The 25,480-nt window shown below is 34.0% G+C and carries 18 protein-coding genes and 3 pseudogenes; 8 read left to right on the top strand and 13 right to left on the bottom strand.

Translation table 11 applies throughout. From position 1 onward, the window contains the following. Positions 1–931: 931 nt before the first annotated feature. Together EHQ43_RS17545 and EHQ43_RS17540 are read left to right on the top strand one after the other, a co-directional pair. The gene (locus tag EHQ43_RS17545; protein WP_135771861.1) at positions 932–3,418 is read left to right on the top strand and encodes a DEAD/DEAH box helicase family protein; all 2,487 of its coding nucleotides are present in this window, start codon (positions 932–934) and stop codon (positions 3,416–3,418) included. Between the two features lie 232 nt (positions 3,419–3,650). Further along, on the top strand, positions 3,651–4,901 hold the full coding sequence (locus tag EHQ43_RS17540) for a reverse transcriptase/maturase family protein (RefSeq protein WP_167481818.1): 1,251 nt from the start codon (positions 3,651–3,653) through the stop codon (positions 4,899–4,901). A gap of 139 nt (positions 4,902–5,040) precedes the next feature. Here the strand turns inward: EHQ43_RS17540 and EHQ43_RS17535 are convergent, their stop codons facing one another. After that, entirely contained in the window at positions 5,041–5,241 is a 201-nt protein-coding gene (locus EHQ43_RS17535; RefSeq protein ID WP_135771859.1) for a hypothetical protein, read from the bottom strand. A gap of 440 nt (positions 5,242–5,681) precedes the next feature. Between EHQ43_RS17535 and EHQ43_RS17530 the strand changes: the two genes are divergently transcribed. Next, a complete protein-coding gene (locus EHQ43_RS17530) occupies positions 5,682–6,080 on the top strand; it encodes a hypothetical protein (protein ID WP_135771858.1) in 399 nt (132 codons plus the stop codon). On the opposite strand, the gene EHQ43_RS17525 is transcribed toward EHQ43_RS17530, so the two are convergent. From EHQ43_RS17525 to EHQ43_RS17500, 6 genes and pseudogenes are all read right to left on the bottom strand, one after another. Beyond that, complete coding sequence (locus EHQ43_RS17525; RefSeq protein ID WP_135771857.1) at positions 6,077–6,361, bottom strand: hypothetical protein; 285 nt, start codon at positions 6,359–6,361, stop codon at positions 6,077–6,079. The genes EHQ43_RS17530 and EHQ43_RS17525 overlap by 4 nt on opposite strands. Before the next feature lie 30 nt (positions 6,362–6,391). Continuing rightward, the gene (locus EHQ43_RS17520) at positions 6,392–7,024 is read right to left on the bottom strand and encodes a SprT-like domain-containing protein (RefSeq protein WP_135771856.1); all 633 of its coding nucleotides are present in this window, start codon (positions 7,022–7,024) and stop codon (positions 6,392–6,394) included. A gap of 302 nt (positions 7,025–7,326) precedes the next feature. Then, a pseudogene (locus tag EHQ43_RS17515) lies at positions 7,327–8,034 on the bottom strand (DUF5131 family protein); the annotation flags it as partial. A gap of 543 nt (positions 8,035–8,577) precedes the next feature. Further along, positions 8,578–9,768, bottom strand: coding sequence for a hypothetical protein (locus EHQ43_RS17510; RefSeq protein ID WP_135771854.1), 1,191 nt, complete (start codon positions 9,766–9,768; stop codon positions 8,578–8,580). Positions 9,769–9,780: 12 nt separating this feature from the next. Continuing rightward, a complete protein-coding gene (locus tag EHQ43_RS19895; RefSeq protein ID WP_425269664.1) occupies positions 9,781–10,089 on the bottom strand; it encodes a DUF2085 domain-containing protein in 309 nt (102 codons plus the stop codon). Between the two features lie 53 nt (positions 10,090–10,142). Beyond that, positions 10,143–10,496: a hypothetical protein gene (locus EHQ43_RS17500; protein WP_135771853.1), complete on the bottom strand. Its 354-nt coding sequence runs from the start codon at positions 10,494–10,496 to the stop codon at positions 10,143–10,145. Positions 10,497–10,599: 103 nt separating this feature from the next. On the opposite strand from EHQ43_RS17500, the gene EHQ43_RS17495 reads away from it, so the two are divergent. Further along, the gene (locus EHQ43_RS17495) at positions 10,600–10,818 is read left to right on the top strand and encodes a helix-turn-helix domain-containing protein (RefSeq protein WP_135771852.1); all 219 of its coding nucleotides are present in this window, start codon (positions 10,600–10,602) and stop codon (positions 10,816–10,818) included. A 330-nt stretch (positions 10,819–11,148) separates the two neighbouring features. Continuing rightward, positions 11,149–11,439 carry a hypothetical protein gene (locus EHQ43_RS17490; RefSeq protein ID WP_135771851.1) on the top strand — a complete coding sequence of 97 codons (291 nt, stop codon included), beginning with the start codon at positions 11,149–11,151 and terminating at the stop codon, positions 11,437–11,439. A gap of 815 nt (positions 11,440–12,254) precedes the next feature. On the opposite strand, the pseudogene EHQ43_RS17485 reads toward EHQ43_RS17490, so the two are convergent. The 5 genes and pseudogenes from EHQ43_RS17485 to EHQ43_RS17465 form a co-directional block, all read right to left on the bottom strand. Further along, positions 12,255–12,356, bottom strand: a pseudogene (locus tag EHQ43_RS17485) (IS3 family transposase); the annotation flags it as partial. Positions 12,357–12,452: 96 nt separating this feature from the next. Continuing rightward, a complete protein-coding gene (locus EHQ43_RS17480; protein WP_135771850.1) occupies positions 12,453–12,953 on the bottom strand; it encodes a DDE-type integrase/transposase/recombinase in 501 nt (166 codons plus the stop codon). 182 nt (positions 12,954–13,135) lie between these two features. Further along, positions 13,136–13,375, bottom strand: a pseudogene (locus EHQ43_RS17475) (transposase); the annotation flags it as partial. A 122-nt stretch (positions 13,376–13,497) separates the two neighbouring features. Then, the gene (locus EHQ43_RS17470; RefSeq protein ID WP_135771849.1) at positions 13,498–13,962 is read right to left on the bottom strand and encodes a hypothetical protein; all 465 of its coding nucleotides are present in this window, start codon (positions 13,960–13,962) and stop codon (positions 13,498–13,500) included. Beyond that, complete coding sequence (locus tag EHQ43_RS17465; RefSeq protein WP_167481817.1) at positions 13,963–20,898, bottom strand: RHS repeat-associated core domain-containing protein; 6,936 nt, start codon at positions 20,896–20,898, stop codon at positions 13,963–13,965. It abuts the gene before it with no gap. Between the two features lie 171 nt (positions 20,899–21,069). Between EHQ43_RS17465 and EHQ43_RS17460 the strand changes: the two genes are divergently transcribed. From EHQ43_RS17460 to EHQ43_RS17450, 3 genes are read left to right on the top strand one after another with little or no spacing between them, the layout of a single operon-like run. Next, the gene (locus tag EHQ43_RS17460; protein WP_244242881.1) at positions 21,070–21,978 is read left to right on the top strand and encodes an LA_3334 family protein; all 909 of its coding nucleotides are present in this window, start codon (positions 21,070–21,072) and stop codon (positions 21,976–21,978) included. After that, positions 21,978–23,348, top strand: coding sequence for a Kelch repeat-containing protein (locus EHQ43_RS17455; protein WP_135771847.1), 1,371 nt, complete (start codon positions 21,978–21,980; stop codon positions 23,346–23,348). Before EHQ43_RS17460 ends, EHQ43_RS17455 begins: the two co-directional genes overlap by 1 nt. 10 nt (positions 23,349–23,358) lie before the next feature. Then, positions 23,359–23,928, top strand: a complete 570-nt coding sequence (locus EHQ43_RS17450; protein ID WP_135771846.1) for a hypothetical protein — start codon at positions 23,359–23,361, stop codon at positions 23,926–23,928. A 1,141-nt stretch (positions 23,929–25,069) separates the two neighbouring features. Here the strand turns inward: EHQ43_RS17450 and EHQ43_RS17445 are convergent. After that, a complete protein-coding gene (locus tag EHQ43_RS17445) occupies positions 25,070–25,408 on the bottom strand; it encodes a hypothetical protein (protein WP_135771845.1) in 339 nt (112 codons plus the stop codon). Between the last annotated feature and the right edge of the window lie 72 nt (positions 25,409–25,480).

Genomic DNA, 25,480 nt, shown 5'->3' with positions numbered 1-25,480 from the left:
CGCCTATTATCCGTTACATTTTTTTATTATTTTTGTGGTATTTTTTTGACTTAAAAATTAATCGATACTATTGTGACTAAATCGATATTCAGCGGTCGAATTTTCTCAAGACATTTTGAATTCACCTTGAAACTTTGTGTTCCCTTAGAATGGTAAAAAAATCTTTATTATTTCAATGTTTTTATGTACATTCAAAAATGAATCACTTAGAATTGTTTACTATTCAGATAAAAGCTGTTCGGGTTGATTTTTGAAAGATCGATATCGAAAAGTCTTACTTACGCTCACTTCCATCATAAAACTAATTAAAAAAATATATTGCTCTATAATTTACAAGATTTGGAAAAGGATAATTTTAATGCAAAACTATAGGTCGGTAGACAAAGAATGGAATATTAGAACTAGAAAATGTTATTATAGAAGAATTTTTTTATCCTGACCCAACAATTGAAATTGCACTATGGTGTAGTAACTGATTCAAACAATACTATTCGGAATAATAAATTAAATATATTGATTATCAATACAGCTGGCATTTTAGAGATGTATTGGTTGGCAACCCAAAATCCTAAGTATTTTTGGTATGAAATATTAAATTCTACCTCGGGTTAAATTTAATCCCTCGATTTGCAAATTTAACCATTTATTTGTGAAAAAAAATAGCAGCTAACAAAGTTTTTTTACCAACTAGCTAAAAACCTATCCCCAAATCCAAATATTACGAAGTAGTTCTACTAATTTAGTAAATGACATGGCTTCTTAATAAAATTTAAGAATTCCCAACTTTTTTCCAATCTGCCCCTTACTTGGGCACGATTGGAGTATATTTCAAAATAGAAATTAGCCCAGGTAGGATGTCGCTGTGGGTAGCAGATTCTCAGGAATCTCTGGTTTCTAATTTAAATTGATCAAGGAGTTTAATAGTCCCCCCATGCCTACACAGTTTTCCACACTTTCTTTACCTATCATCCATAAGGTCTCCAAAGCCTTCCCTACCAACATTCCTAGCCAACCTATAGTATTACCTCAAAATACCGCTAGATTAGGCTTAAATGCTCTTATAAATGAGTTTGATAAAGTTAGAATACAATATCAGGACATATACTTTCCTCTGCAAATAACTATATCCTCAAAGAGAATTTCAGCAAAATATACTCTCAAATTCACAGAACTTTTTCCAATAGTAGATAAAGCCATTAAACAATTTGAGAAATATCTATTCAAGAAACATTACAGGCGTGGTTTATCTATACCAAAACTTGTGTGGAGAGGAACAGGTTCTGAGGATCAAAGACGAGATCACTACCATATATTGATTTTACTTCCCCTTCAGTTTGACCTTAAAGCTTTGCTTCTTTCCTTTATATCTGAAAACTATGATATTTACACCAGATCGATTGATCATGATTCCAGGGCAGATTTATTCATTAAGGATTACACGGGATCATCTCGGGAATTCTTATACTATGTAGCCAGATCGGAAAATGAGGAAGCAGGTATAGATAAATTAGAATTAGGACTAAGTAACATCTATGGACAGTTCTCACAAAATATCATAACCAATCATTGTGGATTTATCCATAATACAATATCACGATGTCAATTGGCACAGCAAGTAACTTTGCATAGGGAGGCATTGAGTGAATTTGGGAATTTTGTGAATGCCTCAGGTATCGACAGAATTGGCTCCAACAAACAGTATATCCACCTGCCCTCAACCTACAATCATCCGATCAAACGACTTTCTAATGAACATTACACATATGTTACATTAAATGAAGCAAGGAGAGAATTCGTAAAAACTTTGACTAATACCTTAAACTCAAATGACAAAAATATTCATCTAATTATTGCAGTTACTGGAATTGGTAAGAGCTATCAGATCAATAGATTAGACGAGTTATTAATAAATGAGTGCAGAGTGTTAATCGTTTCACCTCGGCACGATACAATCAACGAATATTCAATTGGAGAGAAGCTCCCCGAAATTCCCAACAGCCTAAAGGAGGTATTCGATATTTCCTACCGATTCGGAATCTCACCGAAGAAAGCCCTCAAGCAATCCAATTGTAGTAATGAACAACGCTTACTTCTGAAGATAGAACTAGCAGATTACGAAGCAAGAACCAACACAATATTGAATGATTCTCCTATTGTCCATATTACCCATGCACGATATCTCTTAATGAGTCAAAGCCAACTAGCTAAATGGGATATCATCGTAATCGATGAAGATATCATGAACACCCTGCTCTCACCCAGGAAATTACCGATAGGGAATTTAGAAATAGTCTTAAGTAAATTAACTTCTAAAGTTTCAGAAGAAGAAGAGAACTTAAAAAAAGAAAGAAAGAAATTGAACGATATTAAGTCAGTTTTCTCCAGGAATTCTGATGATTACATTTTATCATCAATTGATAGAGAAGAATTAATAGAGAATCTTGCTCCAATAATCAACAAAATACCAAACCTTGACACTTACATAAGAGTTAACGAACCTAAGATAAAGGAAAAAGAAGAAGAATTAAAAAGAAATAAGAAATTAATATCAAAACTCAACAGGATACTTCTATCTGCTGAAAATGAACCTCTAAAAACTCCCTACTTTTCCAGCGAAATGATAAAAGACATTAATCTGGAAATTGATGAGTCTGTTAGGAAGGCATTCGAGCAAATTCTTGAAGAAGAAGATGTAACCGAGGATTATCTACAATCTACCTTAAGTTTATTCTTAAAATCCAAAAATTACCAGAAGTCTGAAGGCTTTATTGAGTTTATCCCCATGTTTAAATTCACAAACCAGAAAATTATAATCTTAACTGCCACTCCATTAATCATTGCATATGAGAGGTTAGCAGGAGATAGACTAGTTACCCACCGAATTAGCACACCTGAACTCAAGGCGACGATAATTCAGGATGCTAGTAGAAGCCTTTCTAGACATTCACTCAAAAATAAATTTGGTGAATACTTCTTCAATGATTTAATCGATTCGTACATTGAACTCGGATATTCAGCCATATCCTATAAGGATTCCCATCGTCTACTATCCGCTCACTTTGGAGCTACAACTAGTTTAAGAAGTCTTGAAGGCAAAAATCTATTAATAGCTGGAACTCCTAATGTTAGACCCGAGACCTTTCGACTTCAGAGTGCCTATCTCGGATTGAATTATAAATCAGTGGTAAATTATAACGAAGCCATAGAGCGGAAACCTAATGAAGGCAATCTTGTAACTTTCAATGGCTATTCATTTCCATTCATAACATTAAGTGATGACGAAGAGATAACCAGATTCCAATTAACTCTCATCGACGCAGAACTCCTCCAGGCTATGGGCAGAATTAGACCATATCAATATTTGGGCACGATCTTCATACTATCTAAGTTACCCATTGTGGGAGCAAAATTCCTGTAAAAGACATAACATTAATTCTAATAAGTATATTATAATTAAATATGAAATAACATTGTTTAGCTGCCATCATGAATATTTGTAATTTTATTAATTCGACTTCAATATTTTCCTCGAAGATTTTTGGGGAGCATTTATAGTGCCAAATGGCGAGCTTAAGGATTTTGATTTTTTTTGTCAAAACGAGGAAATAAAACCTTTAAGTAGAGTATAACTTATGAATCGGAGGGATAGAATGCAACAAATTAATAACCAATATGAACCAGAGACATTCGAACTATCCCTCAGAGAACTATTGCATAACATAAGGCAAGAAGTGAATTCGAATGGATATCTCGTCACGAACCCATTTGAACTACTCAACCTAGATATAATATATCAGTTGTTAAGAATGCTAAAACGGAAATCGGACAGCCAAAAACGTGAAATATCTGATTGGCTTTCGAATCCAAATCAAGCTAATGAACTTCTAGAGAAATGCAAGGAGAGTAAATATGAATTTGGAACTGCGAAGCAGACTACAATAAAAACCAACGGAAAGGAACGCTTAATATACTCTTATAGAACAAATGACAAAATAGTCTTAAAATTTTTATCACTTGTTTTGAATGAAATTTATAATCCAGATTTTTACCCAACGTCTTTTGCATATCGTCCTAACTTGAGTATTCAGGCTGGGATGAAGTTAATCGAACAACAATCTAAAGAAGACAATTATTGCATTAAATTAGATATCCATAAGTGCTTCAATAACATTGATACCGAGAAATTGATTAAAATTATAGAAGATAAAGTGAAGCATCCACAGTTTTTGAAAATCATTAAGAAATCTTTGTGCACCTACACGAAGGTTTACGGGAAAAAAGTGAAACATTCTGGTATTCCGCAGGGAAGCGTTCATGCTCCAATATTATCTAATATCTATTTGCACTTCTGCCTGGATAAACCTTTGAGGGAAACCTATCCCAACAAGGCTAAACTCTACCGCTACGCCGATGACATCTATATAACAATGAAGGAGAATACAAGCAACCAAATCAACGAATGGTTGGAACACAATCTAAGAGACCACAACTTGAGCATCTCAGAAAAGACCCCTAACGTCACATCGGAGCTTAAGAATGGTCAACAATTCCTTGGATATAAGATAGAGAAGGAGCGGGATCAGTTAACCATAGACATAGATGAGACAAATATTAATCAAAAGATTATTGAGATATGCCTAACCAAACCTGAACATCTCCCCAACTATCTTAGAAGCCAAATAAAATCCATGAATATCTCTAAGGAGACCCAAGATTCTTGGCACAACCTACTTGTTGCACTCCCCCACTCTCTGAGGAAGAAATTGAACATCAAGGTAAACCAAGACTCTCTAGAAAACCTCCTCGCCGAGATAGACCTGTGCGTAACCCCTTTGCTTAGAGAGTTGGGAACTAACTACTCGAACAAAAGCTTCCGAAATCAATGCATGACTGAATCATAGGGATAAGGAGGAAAATAAATATCACCCCTGACTAATTAACAGTTATGAACGCTACCAGATAGCTCCAAGAATTGAAGGATTAATTCCCACTTCTCGGAGCCGTTGATTTAAAATTTAACTATTTTATTACGTAATCTTACTAATCTTCTATCATCTTTAAGTCATAATTATATTCTATAAGCCTTTCAATATCTCTTTGGAAGATAAGCAATCTGTCAGATAATGACTGCAAATCAGATAATAAGAAAAATCGAATGTTTGGATTTCCTTTTGCAATCGCCTTCGCAATGAAATCTGATATATTAACGATACCGAGAGTGATCTCGCTAAAACTTATCATATCATCCGATAGTTGGTGAGACAGATTTAGCTTCAGGAATCTATTATTGGGCGAAGTAACGGAAATTAGGAATTCCAAGTATTGTTTGTAATCGCTTTCAAAGTTATATATTGCGATCGATATTTCCGCAATTGTTATCAAAATTTGAAAGTGCAAAATCTTAAATGCATCCTGTTCGATTGCGTCAGGTCTTGCGTCGCATAGGACTGAAAAGTCCGAAGTAAACTTCGAAAACAAATACTGCAATTTTAAAATAGGCTGTTTCGGTAAAATTTCACTATTCATATTTGACTCCTGCCAGGAAACAATGTACCTGCTATCTAATTAGTAGCCTACTATACGTAAATTTTTGATTTATGGGGATTTTATCCAAGTTCACGCAAATCCACTTACTAATTTGGCGAGAAGCCCAAGCAAAAGGGCAGAACGGGGTAGAATATATGAATTATATCGAAGTCCAAGACCAATCGAAAAACTATGTAAAATTCTCTATGAGGAGTATAGATCGAACGCATATACCTGTATTGATAAATCAGTTGGCACAATATTATTTGATTCACTGCTTTATTAATTTCGTAAATCAAATGAATAAAGCTAATTCTGACTATTTTCTTCATGAAATTGAGGAAAAAAGAATTGGAGAATTTGTCGATCAGCTAACAAGCAATTTTGAAGACATAAAGCTTTTATCTGAGATAAGTTTTGAAGAGTTAATTATACAATTTCCAGAATTAGGGAAAGAACTTATTCGACAATATTCAGATTTAGAACGAGCAAATATATCTATGTGTTTTGGAAAAGTGGTAAAAGCATTAGCAGTTCAAGACAATTCCCGCTAATACTTCATTAGTTGCTTCTCCAGTTTAGCTTGGATTTTCAGCGAAACATTATGATCTCGCTGCCTGTCATCATCATTATATAGCTCGTGAAGGTTTGAATAAAAGCACACTTCGCCAAACTTCATTTTGATTTGCTTCAATTTAAATCCAGGATGACAGTGAATTAAAATGCGTAACAATCGATCAAGATACTTACTTATAGGATCAAAGTTTGATTCAACACCATCAAAGCCTTCCTCAATAAATTGACGATGTCTCTGGTTCAGTTCAATAGCTAACATCAATATAATTACATCCTTCTCCGCATATGACTATCTGGCTTGGAGTTCTATCATACAATTTATACAGGCAAATCGCAAGCCCGCCTTACCCCAGACATTGACCTTACAGGTCGGGCAAGAATATTTGACCTTTTTTCCTGAAAGTCCTTGTGGATGAATTATCACTATTTCGCCCCACGGAAGAGTAAATCCATTCTTTAATAGTATTTGGGTCTTCATCTGAAACAATCCATTTTCAATGATGTAGTCGCCCATCTTTTGCCCTGTTTTTTTTCCTCCAGGCTTTCCTGTGTCCGAGGGCATCAGTCCAATGGTCTCCATCTTAGTCCCCCACTCTGCGTTATGGTATGATCGTCTAGATGTTTGCTTACCGAAATGCTCTTGCCATAGATGAGTCATTTCATGGACTAAAGTGGAAAGCACGTCTTCGATATTCTCCTTTTTTATATGTGCTGGATTAATTGCGATTTCGTCTGTCGTATTGTCTCCTGTTGTCTTTTTGAATCTTTCTGGTGAATAAAACCCTGCTGTATTCAAATTTTTCCTCTGAAATGTTATCAAGCATTTAGGCAACATATTTTCAAATAGATTCTCATTATAATAATCATATGCTGTGGTCAAGGCAGCGTAGGCAGATTCCGTTGGATCATTTTCTTTTTTCATTTATATCTCCTATCATTGTATCGTTCATTACAAATTATCATACCAAAGGTAAAAAATCTTAACTCCACAAGCGAAGAAGGATTGCATGTGGAGTTTTCTCTAACTTTAGGTCACGAAACTGCAACATGCTCTTGATTTGAGTTAATCGCATTTCCAATTGCAAGACTTCCTGTCGGGTTCTCCATTCGTAACGAAGAACCTAACTTTAGCTTAGTAATAGCATCACCAAAGAAAAGCTTTTCGAGCTGTACTTTTATTTGCTTAAGTTCTGATTTTGGAGGAATAGGCTTAAATTCGAACTTGGGAAAATTATCATAAGTTTTTCCATCGAGAATCCTTCCCGCCCTCTTCTTTCTAACACCCCCCCATTGTTTGAAGTGCATTGGAACATTTTGTTCTTCACACTGCTTTAAAATGGATTGAACCCATGATTTCTCCATTGGACGGCACTTCGCACCACTTTCACCACCGACGATAACCCAATCTAACCTGGATAGATCAATAGCTCCTAAGTCTTCCAACAATGGCTCAATTGAAAGAAATCGAGTCTTAACATTTGTATTCCGAAGGATACTTACTCTTTCTCTATATGCCTTACAATTCTCAACAGTAACCCCCATCCAGATGTTATCTTGGCTAGAAAATTCCTTCAATTTAGAATCGAATAGTTGTTTCATTCGAATAGGTCTTTTGGTGAGTATTTGGTAGATATGCCAATTTACCTCTCGCATTACGGTGAAAACTTTATAAATGTATTCATCCGAAAAGCTCTCGTGAAACAAGTCTGACATTGAATTCACGAATACTAAAGATGGTTTCTTAAATTTTAAAGGTTTGAGAAGCATTTCGGGCACTTCCCTCGGGATAAAACCCATTTCGTAAGCATTGCCTTTAACTCCACGGAAACGATTTGCAAACGTTTCGGCGTAGCAATTTTTACACCCAGCTGATACCTTTTGGCACCCTCGCATAGGGTTCCACGTCTCATTTGTCCACTCGATACTTGTCATATTTTAGCTCCTTTTTCCCCTCTACTCTAAATATACTCCTTTTGAAGGAACGAAGGCTATGATTGGAAATTTTTCGAAGAAAACTTAAATTTTTTTGCCAAAGGAGTTATCTATTAAATTCCGAAGGGAGGATACAAAACGGAGAAAAATAGTCTAAATTAAGAAAAGAAAAGCCTTCGTTAAACCTATAGCTAAAAATGGTTAACTAAAAAATCAATAGTGAAAGCTCCAGATAATAAATGAATAGAGAGGATATATATTTAAAGAAGCTTGAATGATGTTGGGAAGTTAAAGTAAAAAAAAATGAGGATAATAAGGATTTAAATTCTAATAATTTAAAATATAATATCAGATAGCATTTTCAAGCGAATTTATAAGAATCAATAATGTGCATACTGCGAAATTTATAAAAAACATTTGCAATAAAGGAGCAAGGGCTAGTCCAAATAATTTTTAAATCCTTTGCTAATTCCTTTGAATTATTTATCAATAATCCTAACACCATTGACATATTACTTTACAATTACATGAAATATTTAATTACTAGTGCTTCCAATATGAGATACCCGTCTCTTCCTCCCGATTAAAAATTCTATAATTCAAAACTTTCAATTTAATTTGTTTGAACTTAATAACTTGTTCTTTTATGTAAGGAAGTCCTTCACTGTAATTAATTTTATATTTTTCAAAATTATCTTTATTTAATATTCCATTGTATTTTGCGGATAAATATGCAGTCTCCGACTTTGTAAATACCTCATATTCCGCTATACAAACTACCTTATTATACTTCAATTCTTCATATTTTTCAATATCCATGCTTACAAAAATGGGAGGAGAATAAAAACGTTTAAACCCATCTGAATATTCATCTTCAATATTCAATAAAAATCCTCTATTTTTCATATCATAAGGATTCTTTTTGAAATCAGTCTCAAATATTAAGTATTTTTTTGATTTAAGATTTGCATTCTCTTTTATTTCTTTCTCATACTCTGATAGTTTTAACTCTAAATATTTAGATGTTAAAGTAAAAAAGAATTCGGGATTTTCTATTTCATTTTGGTGAACCAATAGAAAATTTAATTTGTTTTGATAATTCCGTAAATCGATGATTTTTTCCGACGGATAACCTTTTACTAACCTCTGCTCATTCTCTAAAAAAAGTGAATCATAAACTTCGATAGCTTTTTTATAATTATTCAAATTCTCATCACCCATAACAAAAAATATATTATCATTATTGGTGGTTAGTTTCTCTTTCTCAAGTAAACGAATTATTTCAGGATTTCTAGACACTCCATACGAGAAGTATTCAGAACCTCTAAGATTCAGATGATACAATTCAAAATCACCTGTATAAACAAATCGTTCTATTATATGCGGAAGATGAGTATTCTTTAATTTTTTATCATATTTAACAGATAGATCAAAATCCCATCCATATTCTCCATCAGAGCAAACTATTTCTAATCTGTAATCCCACCTTCCTTCTCTAACATCCCATTGCGAACAATGCGATAAAGAGGGAATATCTGTTTTTAAATTTCCGTCAGGATTTAGTAAAATTTGATAATATTTCTTACTAACTGAAGTTGAGATTATATATATTGGTTTTCCAATAAATGTTGAAATCTTATGATTTGATGTTTTTATTTTCTCAATATTAGTTGCGCAGTTTGAAAAGATAAAAGCAAAAGAGAAAAGGAAAGCAAAAACCTTTCTATTATTCATATAAAAATTCTCCTATTTTAAATAATTTAATACGAAAGAAATCAAGTGAAAACAAGACACTACATATCCAAAGCCTAACAATGATCCAGTTACAATTCTACGAAGATTATTCGATTTGATTTTAATAAATTCCTGAAATAACCAATCGACTGAAGCAGGAAGCATAAACGATATGTAAGTAATTAACCCGAACCTTATTGGCAGACTAACTATACTTATAATAGCAAGTAGCTGCCCTATAATTACTCCAGTGCATCTTGCACATATAGGGAATTGCGAACCTTTATAGTAGAAACTTCTCTCAGGCAACTGATGGCACATAAATGGCATCTCTGCCAAGGATATCCTAGTAATATCGATTAAATTCCTTAGCATTATTTCCTAATAACCGTTGTTTTGGTTTTTCCACTTCCGCAAAATCCACATAACAATCCGAAAGGTCCAGCAAGGAAGAAGCCGATACAAGCCTTTACAAAACCAAATCCTTTCGTTTCACTTTTTACTATTATTGTTTCAGGAGTTCTTGATTCTGGCTTTGAGAAACTAATTGAGTCCGAACTATTCTGAACTTTAGCTGGTATTGACTTTAGCTGTTCAAGTGTAGTCAATTTTTCCAAAGTTGCTCTTTGAAAACAATTAACGCACACTTTAAAACCATCAAATTTAATTAATGATGTATTTAAGAATTTTAATTCTGTCCCACAACTTGGGCATGAAGGATTACTCATTAGTTACCTTTTTACTGTTCAAAATTGACAGATTTCCAAAAAATTTGCCTAACCCACATTATACTGCGTTCACTTAATGTCAATCAAGACGCAATATAATGTGGTGAAGTTTGAAGATTTTTTGATAAAAATTGGAAGTAATATTCGAAAACTTAGGCTACAAAAAGGTTTTAATCAGGAAGATTTAGATTCTGGAGATTATCCAGTTCCTGTTAGGACTTTACAGGAAATTGAGGCTGGAAGGGCTAATTTAACCATGAAATCAGTATATAAAATTGCAAAACATCTTAAAGTCCAACCAAAAGATATTATAGATGTTTGATGTCCATTTTAGAAAATAATCACTTTATTGTCCTAGTAGTAGATCAGAAGAAACTACCAACCCTTTGCTTAAAAAGGATTGATGGACAGAGTTTCTGGAGCATACTACCTTAATCCAAACAGATTGTCCAAAAAACTCGATAAAGTTATTCTGGATTTTTGCCTCATCAATCCAACTCATGGTTCCTTAATTTTAGCCCAACAATTGAATTTGAAAGGTCGCAGAGTAAATCCAGTTGGATTACTTGAATTCTTTACAAGAACTAAGCTTCTTACAAAACACCAATGACTTTTAAGAATTAATCAACATCTCCAAGAGCATCGAATAGAATTGAATGAAAATAAAATAAAGCTATTTGGCAAATTTATTCCCGAATACCGAGATAGGCACATTCTAGCTGATTTTACAAGGGATTTTTTCGCTATGGATACATTTATGGTGGGAACCTTGGAAAGAATAGGGACAGTCTATTTTCAACCAGTTATTGTTTGTCATTCAAAATATGCGTGGAGAGGTCTTAATACATCGAAAATTCCAATCAATGCTATCCAAACTTTAAACAATGAAGTTATTCCTTTCATCGAAGAACATAACATTCCAATCAAAACAATTCTAACATAAAACGAACGAGAATACTGTGGGAGAGCCGACCAACATCCGTTTGAAATATTCCTTCAACTAGAAGACATCGAACATAGAATAACAAAAGTGAGATGACCACAAAGCAATGGATATGTGGAAACACTTCATCGAACATTGCTCGACGAACACTTAAGGTTCGCTGGGAGAACAAACTTTTATGAAACAGTAGAAAAAATGGGAAAAAGTTTCCATTTTTATCTTAAGTTTAAAAACAATGAAAGATCACACCTAGGAAGAAATATGAATAGAGAATCTCCTTATCAAGTTTTCCTTAAAGGAATCCAAGAATTGAAAATGGAAGAAATCAATAATTTAATTAAATTAGAGGATTGTGTACGGCGAACACTGTATCTGTACAGAACAAACAACCCTTTAGAGAGAAATATCAAATATATTCCTTGCCGAACCCGTGTAATCGGAATACTTCCCTGATGGAGAATCTTCTCATTTTCTCGTCATCAAAATATTAAGACATATTGCGAATTCTCAATTGGTTATCAAAAAATATCTTGAATTAAGTAAAATGAAATCTGAATGCCAATAGCTTTTCGTATTCAAGAGCATTATACATTGCGAAAGATTCTGCAGACAAACTCTTCTTTAAGTCCTATATTACTTAATCTTAAGTAGAAATTAAACTTTTTTAGAAAATAATCTAATCTCTTCTATAGTATTGAAGTGATTAAAGTCTATTGCACCGAAACAAATGAATTTAAACTAATTTTATGGAAATCGGATAAATCTAATTATTTGTTTACTCTTATGAAAAATGGAGTTCCTAAACAAAAATATACTCACGCATAGGCATAAAATTCATTTTCAAATGTAACGGGTGATTTGTATCCGATTTTGGAATGCAAACGCTTTCTGTTGAAAAAAACTTCGATATACTCAAATAGAGAAGACCGAACATGTTACAAAGAATGAAATCTTTTATGATCTGTAAACTTTCTTTTTAATGTAGCAAAGAATGATTCAGCTGGAGCATTGTCCTAAAAATTTCCTTTTCTACTCATGCTCTGTATAAAGCCTTTAGAACTTAATTCTTCACGAAATTCTTTACTTGCATACTGGCTTCCTCTGTCAGCGTGGATGATGAGTCCTTTATTTGGTTTTTGATTATTAACTGCATTCTCAAATGCTCTCATAACTAATGTTGTTTTTATATGTGTGTCAACCGCCCTGCCTACAATTTTCTTGGTGTATAAGTCTTTGAAATCGCATAAATATAAAAATAGAAACACATAAGGGATATAAGTTATGCCAGTCACAAAAACTGTGTTTTGTGTTTTGATGTTAAAATTCTGATCAAGTAGGTTTGGGCTGATTGTTTCGTTATGATTAGAACCTGTCGTCGCTGGAGGCTTAAATTTTTGCACCGTAATGGCTTTTATACCATTTTCTCGCATAATTTTTGCCACAGTAGGCAAACTTACCTTGATTCCCCTTGATTTTAATTCTTTCCGAACTCTTGGGCTTCCATAGGAAAGCATTTCTCATTTGTGGAATCCTTTAATTTAGGTTAATATCTCGAATCTTTTTTGTTTTCGAATACTCTTCCTTTTTTTCAACTAAGGATAAAAACCCTTATGTGTAATTTCTAAAACCTCGGACATCACTTTGATAGAAAATCCTGATGATTTCCTATGCTCTTCCATAAAAAGATATTTTTCTTCTAATGACTTAAAGTGATGCCCATTGCCTTTTTTAGATTATCCCTCTGCTGTTTGAGATTTTGAACTTCTCGTTCAAGTTCTTGAATTCTTTTGTCTCGAACGTCTTGTAGAGATTCGTTCTCGTTTCCCTCTTGATCCAGCTCCTTCTTCCATCGCCCTAATATTCCATTTGGAAGTCCTAATTCTTGGCATACCAAATTCTGTGATTTTCCACTCGATATTAGGTATTGAACAGTTTCTCTTTTAAACTCAAGCGTTTATTGTTTTCTCCGCTTCATGGCAACTCCTTATTCTCTTTTGTTGCCTATTGTCGAGTATATAATCTGTTAGGAACTCCAAAATTACATCTATTACTTAAATCCTAGTAAACAAGGATCGTTCCTTTTGCTTCGCTATTGCATATATTTTCCGCATTGGTAAACCCCAAAGAAGCAGGTAGTATATACTCATTTATATATATATTTTTTGAAGAAAAGCATTTAAAATCAACTGACTGATTTATATTGCATTTACTTGGATATTTAGTTAATGATTGCCATTCAGTAACAATTTTACTGGGGTCTAATCCAACTATTGTATAAACATTTATGCAGTACTCACTTAAACTGAGCACTACATTTTGTTTATCAATTGTAGAAAACCTAAACTGCATATTATTAATAGGCATACCCGCATTATAGTCTAGTAATATCTGATTAGCTAGCAAAAGTAATGTGGTTGAGTTATTGAGCTTATTATTTTCTTCTTTTAATTCCTTTGCCGATTTTAAATCAGCACAATTAGAATACAAAAGAATTAAGAATGAGAAAAAATATATGTTTTTCATTTATTTACCGCACGTATTAGTATTCTGATTATACAAACTTTGAGTACAATTATTACCATTTCCATCAGTACAAATTCCAACTGAGTTACAAGTACCACTTTCAGGTGTCTGTGGTTGCCATCCTGAAAAATTACAGTTCGCTACACGACAAGTATTCAAAATAGCTCGTATTACTAGCCAATTAAAAACACTTTCTTGTGCATTTTTCTTCTCTCTGTCATTCATATCTGAGCGAGTAAGTCTTTTTCTTTTAGGAATCGTTCTTAATTTTGTGTAATTATCTGTAAGCCAATTACCAATGTCTCCGTGAACTGTGTCTTTATACATTTGATTTAATGATTTCCCTAAATCACTCCGTTTTAACTGTTCAAATCTAAATCCTGAATTTCCAAGAAGACCTCTAAGGTTCCTATCTAAGTCATTATTATGTCTTGCTAGATCTTTCTTTTTTCCAAAGTAAAATCCAATCAATAAGCCTTCCAATTTTTTATCTGCAGAAGCCAACATATAACCAAGTAATCCAAAAATTGTTGATTGACTAATCCTATTTCCACTATTATCAGCCCATATTATCGGATTTCCTTCCACATACATCATTCGGTTCATACCTTGTTCTTTATCAGGAAATACTAAACCATCGTTACTCGCAAACCTACCCAAAGCTGGATCATAATACCTTGCCTTGTAATAGTACAAACCACTTTCCTGATCTTCTTCTTGTCCCGTATATTTGAATTTAGTAATGTCTGGACCATATGAATCGGTTCTAAGAATTTCACCATATGGTTTGTAAGTAATATGGCTCTTACCGCCCCTTTCCCCACCTACTAAAACGTTTCCGTTCCCGTCGGTTATCATCGTAATACTTCCCAAATGGTCTGGGTGGAAAAAATACATCCCAGAAACTCTTGCATTACCCGTTGAAGAACCCCCACCTCCGCCACCTTGCCCAGGAGGCTCATCACCCACTGACTGCGTATCACTAGGTATATTTCCAAGTCCTAACAACCAAATCGGTGTTCCTGATTCACCTTCTGCACTACCCAGTAACAATGGAAAACATCCCGCCGTTGTAGTAAAAGAGAATAAAACAACAAATAACGCTGTTCCGTAACGAGGAATCTGTTTTTGAATTCCATTGGTTAACTCAGGTAAGATTGAGATTCCAAATAAGTCAATGGTTTGGTTCTCAGTATTTATTTCTTCTGTCTGGTCTTTTGTTTTGTATACAACCCAGAACAAAAGTATAAGAATTACTACCCAAGGAAGTGCTCTATGCCCCTCTTTGATCTTTCCATCAATATAGATATTCGTGTCCTCTAAGAAACTCACTAATGCAAAACCAACTCGGTTCTTCCAATACGTATTACAATCTATGTTTACATCTTTACAAAATGGATTCACTAACCACTCGTTTGAAGCCATCTGGTTAAGTAGAATCACATCCCCTCGGCTATACTGGGCGACCATATCTCCTTCCGCACCAATCACATACAACGTATGTTTCTCTTGTGCTCCTGGGGAGCGGTGGATTTCATAATAATTTCCGAAGCTATAAGTCATCGTATTCGAATTCTGTAAGGATTTTTTAATCCTCATTCCCGAATGGTCATATGTGTATTCGAACTTGTCTCCACCAATCGTCTCGATTCGTTGCAATTTGTTTTGTGCATTATATACAAGTGTGTCTCCGTTACGACCTATCATATTCCCCATAGCATCATATGTATAACCAACAATCCCTGTATTTGGACTATTTACTCTAGTCACCGCATGGATATGATTTCCATTATCATATGAATAAGTAAATGCTCCCTTGTTTAGTAAGTTACCATTTCTATGATAATTGTAGTTCTCCTCTCCATACTTACCAATTGCTTTCTTCACTCGATTCAAATGATCGTATTCAAAACTTTGGTTACGAGATTCATTCATTAAATCAGTAATCGCAGATATGTTTCCTCGTTTGTCATAATCATACTTGATACTTTGTTCGACAGAACTGTCTTTCAGGTAAGTCACAAGGCTTTGCGGTCTCATGCGTAAAGGGTCATAGCCAATTTTAGTAACTATACCATTACCTGTTTTCCGTTCTATGTAATATTTATCATCTGCAATTTTTGGACCTTCATAGCTCACAACTGTATGATTCAAGCTATTACCATCATGGGAGTCCATAGTCAAAAAAGCTAGTTGACCAGTCCCTGTATAGTGATTGCGGACGAGTGTTCCATCAGGATACGTGACAGTTTTTACACGACCAAAATCATCATAGCTTCTCTGAAAAAGCACTTGTAGATCATCAATGGTGCGTTTTTCGCCAATTGCATTTCCCTTTCTATCATAAGCTAATTCAGTGACCCCAGAACTATCTGTCACTTTCGTTAATTTTCCGATTAAATGGGCACTTGCTATGGAATTTCCAGAATCATATTCATAGATGGTAGGTGTCTCGTTTCCAGGGATCACTTTTGTGATCCTTCCCATTCCATCCACTTCATTGCGTACAACTATCCCTCGAGCATCAGTCTGAGTGAGCAAATCACCAGCTACATTGTATGTGTAAGAAATTGTTCCTGAATTTGAATCGGTATACCTAGTTTTCCTTCCACCAATGTCATAATTAATTTCCGTAATTCCATTTCCAGGATCAGAGATTTGAACCTTACGATCTGCATTATCATATTGATATTCTAACGTTTCCCCTTGAACAGTTTTTGTTATAAGTCTTCCCCAATTATCTAGGACTTGCGTTTCTGTTCGGATCACTTCCGATTGGTTAGTGGTTGTCACTGTGGTTGTTCGAAGTCCATATACTATCCTGGAAACTTCACTAGTAGCAGTGATTGTTTCCTTAGGTCGTTCGAGTGAATCTTCCGCTTGCGTATAATAATAGGTATAAGACCAACGAGGAGACTCGCCAGTAAAATAGGAGTTGGATTTCTGTATCTCTCTCCCCATATCATCGTACTTCGTATCTACAGTAGAAACAATTCCATCCACAACAAGAGATTCTTTTTTAACAATCTTACCCAGTAAATCCGATGTTTCCCTTGTCCAAACTTCGCCCTCTTCAGTATGAGTAGTTTGTTTAGTTATGAATTGAGAACCATCAAATGAATACTCATTAGATTCCTGTTTTTCACCGTTGAAGAAACTCGCAATTTTTCTACCATATTCATCGTATTCAAAAGTAACTACATTGCCATTTGCATCTTCATTAATAGTCTCAACGTTTAACTTCGAATCATAAGTTTTCTTGCTTGTTTGACCTAACGCATTCCTTGTGACTGTTGGTTTACTACGTGTGATATCGCCATATTCATATGTCAATGTCCTGCCGAGAGAATCAGTTGAACTTGAAACATTACCAATCGCATCATAGGAATAATATATTGAATACCATTGACTTGAACTAACTAATTTACCCTCAGAAGATAAATCAGCTCCATTAAATGTCCATTTTTTATGTTCAACCAAACTTCCATTTACAGTCTTTTTTGATTCAATTGGTAAAGCCAAGATATTCATGGCTGAATTATTTGAATAACTCATCTCCAATCGTGTAATTCGACCGTTGAAATCTTCCACGGCAACCGATTGTGAATAAGCAAAGGCTTGATCATAAGAAATACTGTTTGTTATTTGATCTTTTAATTGTCCGTTCTCGTATACTTCTTTGGTTGTTAAATTTGGAATCCTTAACCTGGTGCCTGTATGTGGGTTATATATAGAATATGCGTAAGCATTTCTTTCCATTAAAGAATTATTTGCAGTATAACTTTCTGAATTGGATAGAAGACCCGCACTTGTCCCGCTTTGTATGTAAGTAGAGATATTTCTACTTTTTAAATCACCGTTAATTAAATTTCGCTCGGTAATAGTTTCAAATCCCAAGTTTTGACTCGTTTCCAGATCGCCTGGCTTAAAACGTGAATTGGAGTAAGAGTATTCTGATTTATATTCCGCATAACCTAAACCTGCCTTTGTTGATATTGAAGATACCAATAACTGCGGAGAACCATTTGGTAAAGATGTCAAATAACTCCCTGTTCCTTTTTGAACAGCTCCTGGAATATTCTTTTTCCATGCATATTCTACCTTAGTTTCAGCTCCATTGACATTATTTATGATCTTACTGAGCATACCTCCAGTAGCACTTGGTGAAGATGAGGAAATTTGGCGTGTAATTAAATTTTTTCCATATTGGTAATAAAAATCAGGAATACCATCTTCATTTCTATCTTCAAACCTTGCTGAAGCAATTTCACTAGATTCAACAGAAAAATCGCTTGTGCGACTGAATCCTCCGTTTCCATTACCTGAATAAACGTGGTAAGCTAACGTATTGAATTCTTTAACAATAAAATCCAAATTCCCGTCTTCATCTAAATCAGTAAAATCAAAGCTTGAGACGACAGAAATGTTTGGATCGTTTTTTTCTGCAAATCTATCTGGTTTAATGACAGTCGGCAAACTAGAAGTGATAATGTTTCCAAAATCAAAACCATCTCCAGTGTTAAATATCACATGAACTTGAGATGAAAAATTATATGGATTTTCAGTCCATCTGTCATATGGATTAAAATGACTATTTGCATTGGTTACTGATACATAATCTGGTAATCCATCTTTGTTAATATCAACTAGCCAATTTTTACCATTATATCCTACAGAATAACGTGGCATATTCTGTGCAGTCTGAATCATAGTATTTTGATTTAAATTTATTTTAGTTATAATAATTTGATACTGCGAATAATCTAAATTTACATTTCTTATTCTATTTACTTCAATATCTAGTTCATTGGCTTGCCTTTCTAAAAGTTCTCGATACCTAACTTCAAAAAATTGTTGGTCTATAGCTTTAGTTAAGTTTTCGATTTCCGAGGCTGTAGCAGTACCTGGTCTCCCTAACAATTCCCAATACAACCATCGCCAATCAGCGTAAATCGAGCCTTCAATGTATCTAACATGAAAAAAATCACCATAGGCACCGTTGACTAAACTTAACATTTCATTTTTAAAATACGATACTTCTGCTTGAGCATTTGCTTGCTCTTGTTTGTGCCTTTCTTTTACTGCAAGCAACATCGCCTGCTCTGGAGGTGGATTCACATTTAATACTTGAATATGTTCAGGAATTCCATCTCCATCAATATCAGAAAATTGATTCATTCGATGTGCAATAAATGGATTCGTATCTAGTGTTTCTTGGACTAAACTTCTATTTCCTCCATACCATATTACTTTCTCTGCTTGAAATCCTCTACCTGTTGAAATATAAATTGCCATTTTATCAGGGTATAAATGGATAAAATCTGTCCTCCCATCTCTGTTGATATCAACTGCATAATCTAGAGGATTATAGTTTTGAGTTAATCGATAATTTTGTGATGTTGGCTGAAGTTTTACATGGGGAAAAGCAACGGCTGATTCTAGCCCGTTTCCATTCGAATATGAAACATAAAGCATTGCATTATGTTCATAAATTACATCTGTTTTTCCATCACCATCCATATCAGCAACATCAATGTAAGTATTATATTTGATTGGATATGTAGGTGATGTTACTGTTCTCCCGTTTTTCTGATCATCCGTTTTTACATATATTTGATTTCCATCCATCCTGCCCAAAAATCGAGAGAATTCAGATATGCCATCCCCATCAATATCAGTTGGCAAAACCATACGGTTCGGAGAAATTACACCATTATTGCATCCATCGGCTGAGAAGTATAAATATTCTCCACACATACTGAAAGCAAAATCGGGACATCCAGGAAAGGCAGTACATAAACAAGCAAGAACACCTATATCACAGGTTTGTCGATTTTGGTTACCGATAGGATATCTACCTACCATTTCTACATCTGGATTATATAAATTCTGATCTACTTTTAAAGCATTAAAATCAAATCCATCACCTGTACCTCCCCCAGTCTTTGCTATTCCAGGTGGCGTAATTTTATTTTGAAGTTTATTAAGAGCAGTCTTAGATTTTGGAGGTTGACTTGCTTTCATTGTGAAAACAGCGTAAATAATATTTTTTAATAATAATAATCCCCTATCTTCTAAATCTATCTCCGAACCGTAACCATTGGAAACCTGGGATGGAGATGTATTTAATTTTGATCCAATTCCTTCATGACTTGGCGTATAAATAAATTCTAAAGGTAAATGGGTAGAGAGAGAAAAGAAGTTATCTTTTTCAAATTGTATTTTTGTAAGCAAACTATCTTTCGATTTTGCATCATTTGAATAACTAAATTCATAAGAATGCACATGAGAATTATCAGAATAAAACCTTATTCGACTTATCAGCCAATCTCTAGTTGTTAAAGTTTTTTCAGAATAATCAGTTTCAATATCTTCTCTCGTTGTGTATTCAAAGCGAACTTCTCTTACTCCACCTGCATATGAAATCCTAGATAAGTATAACTCTCCCTTACGAACTTCCCATTCATAATTTATAGTTTCGCCGTGAGGTTCACGTTTTTCACGTAATGCCCAAGTCCTAACTGCTCCATTTGGATGGATTAACTGTGCACCACTGCCACCATAACTATACCTGTTACCATCCTTATCATAAGCTATAAACTCAGTAGGTCCTCTTCCTGAATCTCCTTGCGGAAAAAAACTAACGAAACTCTCTTCTTTTGTATAATATACTGATTTATTAGCATTTGAGTCTACTAATTGACCATATTCTGAACTGTAATAGCTATCGTTGGAATTGTAATTAATTCCATAGGAAATATCTCTTTTTATATAAGGAATTCCAGATAATTCATATCCTTTCCCCAATAATCCATTCCCACCACTAGAAGAATATGAAATGCTTAACTCTGGGGTTAAATCACCAGTCCCATCTGGCACTTCTAAGGGAAAATTGAAAGAGGCATTCCCAAATTGATCTGCATTTACTTCAGGCATTTGCAGGGGAAGTCTTTGCCCACCCAAAAAAGACAAGAACGAAAATATAGAAACTAGAACTAAAACAATTTTAATAATATTTTGTCGCATAACCTGAATACATTTTATAGGAATAATTCTTGTCATCTAACATAGTTATAAAATTAATGTCAACTATTCCGCATAACATTAATGAATTCTTTAAAATATTTTCAACTAACAACAATTGTTTGTTTTTTCTTTTCAACAATCAGTATCTCATTAAACGCAGCTGAGCTTAGATTTCCAAATGGAGATGGCTTCTATGCTGAATTCGTATATGAAGATGAACGAATGCTCGTTGTCCGTTTCAAAGATAAAGAATACAAAATTCCCAAGAAAGAACTCGAGTATTATGATTTATCTAACAAGGGACAACTGAATAATTCTTACAAAATTACAATTTTATCACTAAAAAATGGAAGTGTGATAAAAGGAACGATCGCAGAACGAAAAAAAGATGAAATCATAATCAAATCAGAGTTAGGGTTTTTGACAATCAGTAAGGATGAAATCAAGAACAACAATTCAGAAACTGACGAACATCCAGAATTTCCAATCGTTTATTTAGCAAATGATAAGCTAGATAACCTAACACGAATAGGAGGAAGTGTTTCCTTTTTACCTTTGTTTGCTCCTCTTGGCACTCAAACGCCTCCGTTATACGGCATTTCATTGTTTACTGAACCAGCTTTTTTGCGATTCAAAAATACGTATCAATTAGGATTTAAATACGAATATTTACAATCAACTGGTCCGATTAGGGAAATCAGCATTCATTCTGGTTTCACTTACCTTTATCAATCAAAGGTATTTAATTCAAACCCTCTTCTAGATTTCTATGGAATCGTTGGATTAGGGATATCGTCGGTAAATTATAAATACGATCAAAGTAATTCAAAGGTTGGAGCAAATCCTTCTGCCTATTTTGAACTTGGTTGGCAAGGTCTCAAATACGGACCTTCTTTTTATCGATTTGGATGGAAGAATCAATGTTTCTTCGAAATTGAGAAAACCCATTGCGGATCAGGTCTTGAAATCACAGGTGGAATGAATTTCTAATGAAGCAAATAACGTTTTTATTTTTAGCATCTCTCTTTCATTTAGTCAACTGTGCAAATCCACTTACTGACGGTGGTAACGCAAATACAGCTAAAATTGAATGGCAAGTCGTTACAAGTATTACTACAAATTCAGCAGTCGTAAGTTGGAAATGCTCAGGAAAACTTCCAGGATTTTTAATCACCACTGGTCCAAACTATAGCAATGTTGATACCTCCTTTTTGGAAAATGAAATACATGCTGTTTCATTATCAAATTTGATTACAGATTCAGAATACCGTTACGTTCCTTCTTGTGGATCAAAGGAAGGAGGACTTGGAATTCCAGCAACGTTTAGAACTTTATCTGACAATGCGACAAGATATCGAAGGGGTATTTGGATTGTAGGGGGAATTGGATCTGACAAAAACCCAGTTAGCGAAATAGATTTTTTCGATCCAGTTGATAACACTTGGTTTCCAGCTATTACAAATGTACCTACTCCGAGACTAAACGCTCAAATAGTCTCATTCAAAAACAAAATTTATGTAATCGGTGGAATTGTTAAAAATGGTGCCTCATATACTATGAGCCGTCTAGTTGAGGCATATGATCCAATAACAAACACCTGGAATCGAAACCTTTCAGATATGCCATCCACTCTGCAAGGCGGTGTAGTTGGTTCATTTGATGAAGAAATCATCATCTTAGGTGGAACAACAACAACCGACATGACAACAGGAACAATCTTTAATACAATTTATAAATTCTTCCCAAATTTAGGGAATAATGGGACTTGGATCAGCCTACTTTCTAGCACAAATATCTTCCCTCGGATTGATATGGCTGGTTGCACGTATAATGGAAGCTTAATCTTTACAGGCGGAAGATTCTATTCAGATGGTTTGGCATATGCAACTACAGATGCATATTCACCATCTTTAAACTCTACATCAGGTAAAATTGAAGCATCAATTTCTTTAGCCAGACATGGTTCAGGATATGCATGCTACAGACCAATATCGACCGATCCATTCCCATCTGATACACCAGCAATTTTTGTTGCAGGTGGCTCAACAGGAACCAATATATCTCAACCTGTTACGGCAGTGACAAATTCTAATCGATTTGAATATTCGTTTCTAGGAACAGCATCAAATTCATTTGTCACTGGCTCAAACATACCAATTGCCTTATATTACCCTGCTATGGAAATCTCTTACGAAAAGAGGAAATTATATCTCTTCGGTGGAGCATCTGAATTTAATTTGCCTATTGATCAGGTGTATACTTTAGATTTAACAAATCCTGGTGGTAATCCATGGGTTCAAGAATCTTTGAATATGCCTAGAAGTAGATTTGGTCATAAAGCTGTGATTTTAAGTAGATAAGAGCTAAAATATGAAGAATATACTTATCACAACTTTACTATTATTAGCGATTTCTTTGTTTGCAGAATCTATTTCTGAAGAAGAGATATTTTCTTTTCGTTATTCATTAAAAAATAAGAATTTTGAAGAAGCCAGCGATCTTCTAAATAAATTCCAAAATGCAAAAATTGACCAAGCAAAATATGAACTACTTGAAACTGAATTTTGGATCGCCAAAGGTGAAGATTTATACCAACAAAAGAAGTATAAATCTTCTTTTGAATATTTTAATAATGCCTATTCCAGGTGGAGAACAAATCCGTTAATTAAGGAAAGATACACAGAATTGGCTGGAAAAGTATTACATGATGAAGAACAAGTGCAACCTTTACCACCGATTAAGCCAATCAAGAAACAGACAGAAAAAGAAAAGGAAATCGTCTTTATCGACACTAATTCTGATTCATATTTTATCATTAATAGTTTTCGAATTGAATCATTAGAAAATGAATTAAAATTTTTGTATGGAATTGCTGGATCAGTATTTACCCTGCTATTAATACAAGTAATTATAAACTTAATCCTACTTATACGTAAATAATAATATCATGATACTTTTAAATCTATGATTTAAATACTAATATTTTTTGAACATAAAACGTGATAAATAGAAATAAGTTAATTCAAATACCCAGACATTCTTGAAAAGATTAATGCTAAAATATAGGTATAAATTATCTGCCTAATGTAACAGAAGACTCACTCAATTCCAGAAAGCAAACGACCAAAAAAGATTGTAATACTATTTGAAATTAAATCCATTACAAGACCCGATTCAGAAAAAGCAGAAAGTTTAGATACTATTTATGGCTAGATATTAAGAAAAGATGATGAAAAAAACAGAGGGTAGCGAGATTCCCATAGCCTACAGAGAATTAATTGCTGATACTTCAACTGAAGGAAATATAGAATCGGTCTCCCAAGTCTTAATTCACATTATGCATTAGATGAGAAGGAGAGGGTTGAAGAATCAAACTTTAGAAGTCTGGAAATTCTAGATAAAAACATACCTACTGAGAATCCATTCGGTTTGATGGAAAGATGAAAACCTTCCCTAGAGTCTTATACCAAGGGAAGGAAAAAACTTAATTAAATAAATTGATTATAAGCCTTATAAGCTCAATCCATTTATCCAATCGAATTATAATCTGGAAGAATTTATGTAAATCCTCCAGATTATAATACTTTCTTTTCACTTTGGTTGTAGGTTTTAAATCTACAACTTTGATTCGTTGCGTTTTTCTTTTCGCAATCTTCATTCTTAGTTCCCATCTCAAACAACATATAAAATTTCTATTTTTTACCCATCCTCCAGGAAAGGAAGGGTTTATGTCACAATAGAGCGTCAATAAATTTCGATCAAATTTTATTTATTTTTATTTAAATATAGATTGTTGCCTTTTTGACGTACACAAAGAAGGGTTTCTAGTAATTAACTATTATTCGAGTTTCTAAAATTTTTTTTATTATTCTTAATTGTTAGATTATACCTACAAATATCACAATAATCGTTTTTTATGATGCTAATGTAGTGAATGACATCATCGATATCATAGAATATGTTGCTTAGGTTCTTTCTTGAGTAATCAGGTATGGCATCTAGTCCGCAGTAAGACTGGAGCCGTCCCTCCCCAACTAAATTGAAGAGGTGGGACTCATTACCTACTTTAAGTAAGTGTAATTCAACCATTTAACATTAAATTTTCGTGAATTGATTCAAGATACTTCTTAAATGCAATATAATTAACCTTAGTTGCAGTCAATATAGTTTTATTTCCATCGATCAAAGCTATTACTAATTTATTATTTAAATCAAACGGAAAAACAAAATCTGTTCCTTTTGAATATCTGTTCTCTAATTTATTTCTTATGGAAACTGGTAGGTAAACCATATTAATAACCTTTAAGCTAATCTTACCTAGAGAAATATCATCATAGTAATCAATGATATCTCCATGATGATAAAGTTCTGTTGGATCAATTTCTTCGAACTCTAATTTTATAAGATTTTCATCTAACATTACAAACCTCTTAAAACCTATGATTATACTTCACCTAACAATATTGTCAAGCCTTTCAAAAGAGACTTAACG

The sequence above is a fragment of the Leptospira bouyouniensis genome (assembly GCF_004769525.1).
In the GTDB taxonomy this organism is placed as follows: Bacteria; Spirochaetota; Leptospiria; order Leptospirales; family Leptospiraceae; genus Leptospira_A; species Leptospira_A bouyouniensis.
This window is presented reverse-complemented; position numbering and strand designations above follow the sequence as displayed.

Bases quoted from the DNA above. Each gene is read 5' to 3' on its own strand.
- EHQ43_RS19895 (WP_425269664.1), bottom strand. From the start codon at position 10,089: ATGTGCCATCAGTTGCCTGAGAGAAGTTTCTACTATAAAGGTTCGCAA.
- EHQ43_RS17510 (WP_135771854.1), bottom strand. From the start codon at position 9,768: ATGAATAATAGAAAGGTTTTTGCTTTCCTTTTCTCTTTTGCTTTTATC.
- EHQ43_RS17525 (WP_135771857.1), bottom strand. From the start codon at position 6,361: ATGTTAGCTATTGAACTGAACCAGAGACATCGTCAATTTATTGAGGAA.
- EHQ43_RS17500 (WP_135771853.1), bottom strand. From the start codon at position 10,496: ATGAGTAATCCTTCATGCCCAAGTTGTGGGACAGAATTAAAATTCTTA.
- EHQ43_RS17460 (WP_244242881.1), top strand. From the start codon at position 21,070: ATGAATTCTTTAAAATATTTTCAACTAACAACAATTGTTTGTTTTTTC.
- EHQ43_RS17470 (WP_135771849.1), bottom strand. From the start codon at position 13,962: ATGAAAAACATATATTTTTTCTCATTCTTAATTCTTTTGTATTCTAAT.
- EHQ43_RS17520 (WP_135771856.1), bottom strand. From the start codon at position 7,024: ATGAAAAAAGAAAATGATCCAACGGAATCTGCCTACGCTGCCTTGACC.
- EHQ43_RS17540 (WP_167481818.1), top strand. From the start codon at position 3,651: ATGCAACAAATTAATAACCAATATGAACCAGAGACATTCGAACTATCC.
- EHQ43_RS17480 (WP_135771850.1), bottom strand. From the start codon at position 12,953: ATGCTTTCCTATGGAAGCCCAAGAGTTCGGAAAGAATTAAAATCAAGG.
- EHQ43_RS17545 (WP_135771861.1), top strand. From the start codon at position 932: ATGCCTACACAGTTTTCCACACTTTCTTTACCTATCATCCATAAGGTC.
- EHQ43_RS17450 (WP_135771846.1), top strand. From the start codon at position 23,359: ATGAAGAATATACTTATCACAACTTTACTATTATTAGCGATTTCTTTG.
- EHQ43_RS17455 (WP_135771847.1), top strand. From the start codon at position 21,978: ATGAAGCAAATAACGTTTTTATTTTTAGCATCTCTCTTTCATTTAGTC.
- EHQ43_RS17530 (WP_135771858.1), top strand. From the start codon at position 5,682: ATGAATTATATCGAAGTCCAAGACCAATCGAAAAACTATGTAAAATTC.
- EHQ43_RS17465 (WP_167481817.1), bottom strand. From the start codon at position 20,898: ATGCCTGAAGTAAATGCAGATCAATTTGGGAATGCCTCTTTCAATTTT.
- EHQ43_RS17445 (WP_135771845.1), bottom strand. From the start codon at position 25,408: ATGTTAGATGAAAATCTTATAAAATTAGAGTTCGAAGAAATTGATCCA.
- EHQ43_RS17535 (WP_135771859.1), bottom strand. From the start codon at position 5,241: ATGATAAGTTTTAGCGAGATCACTCTCGGTATCGTTAATATATCAGAT.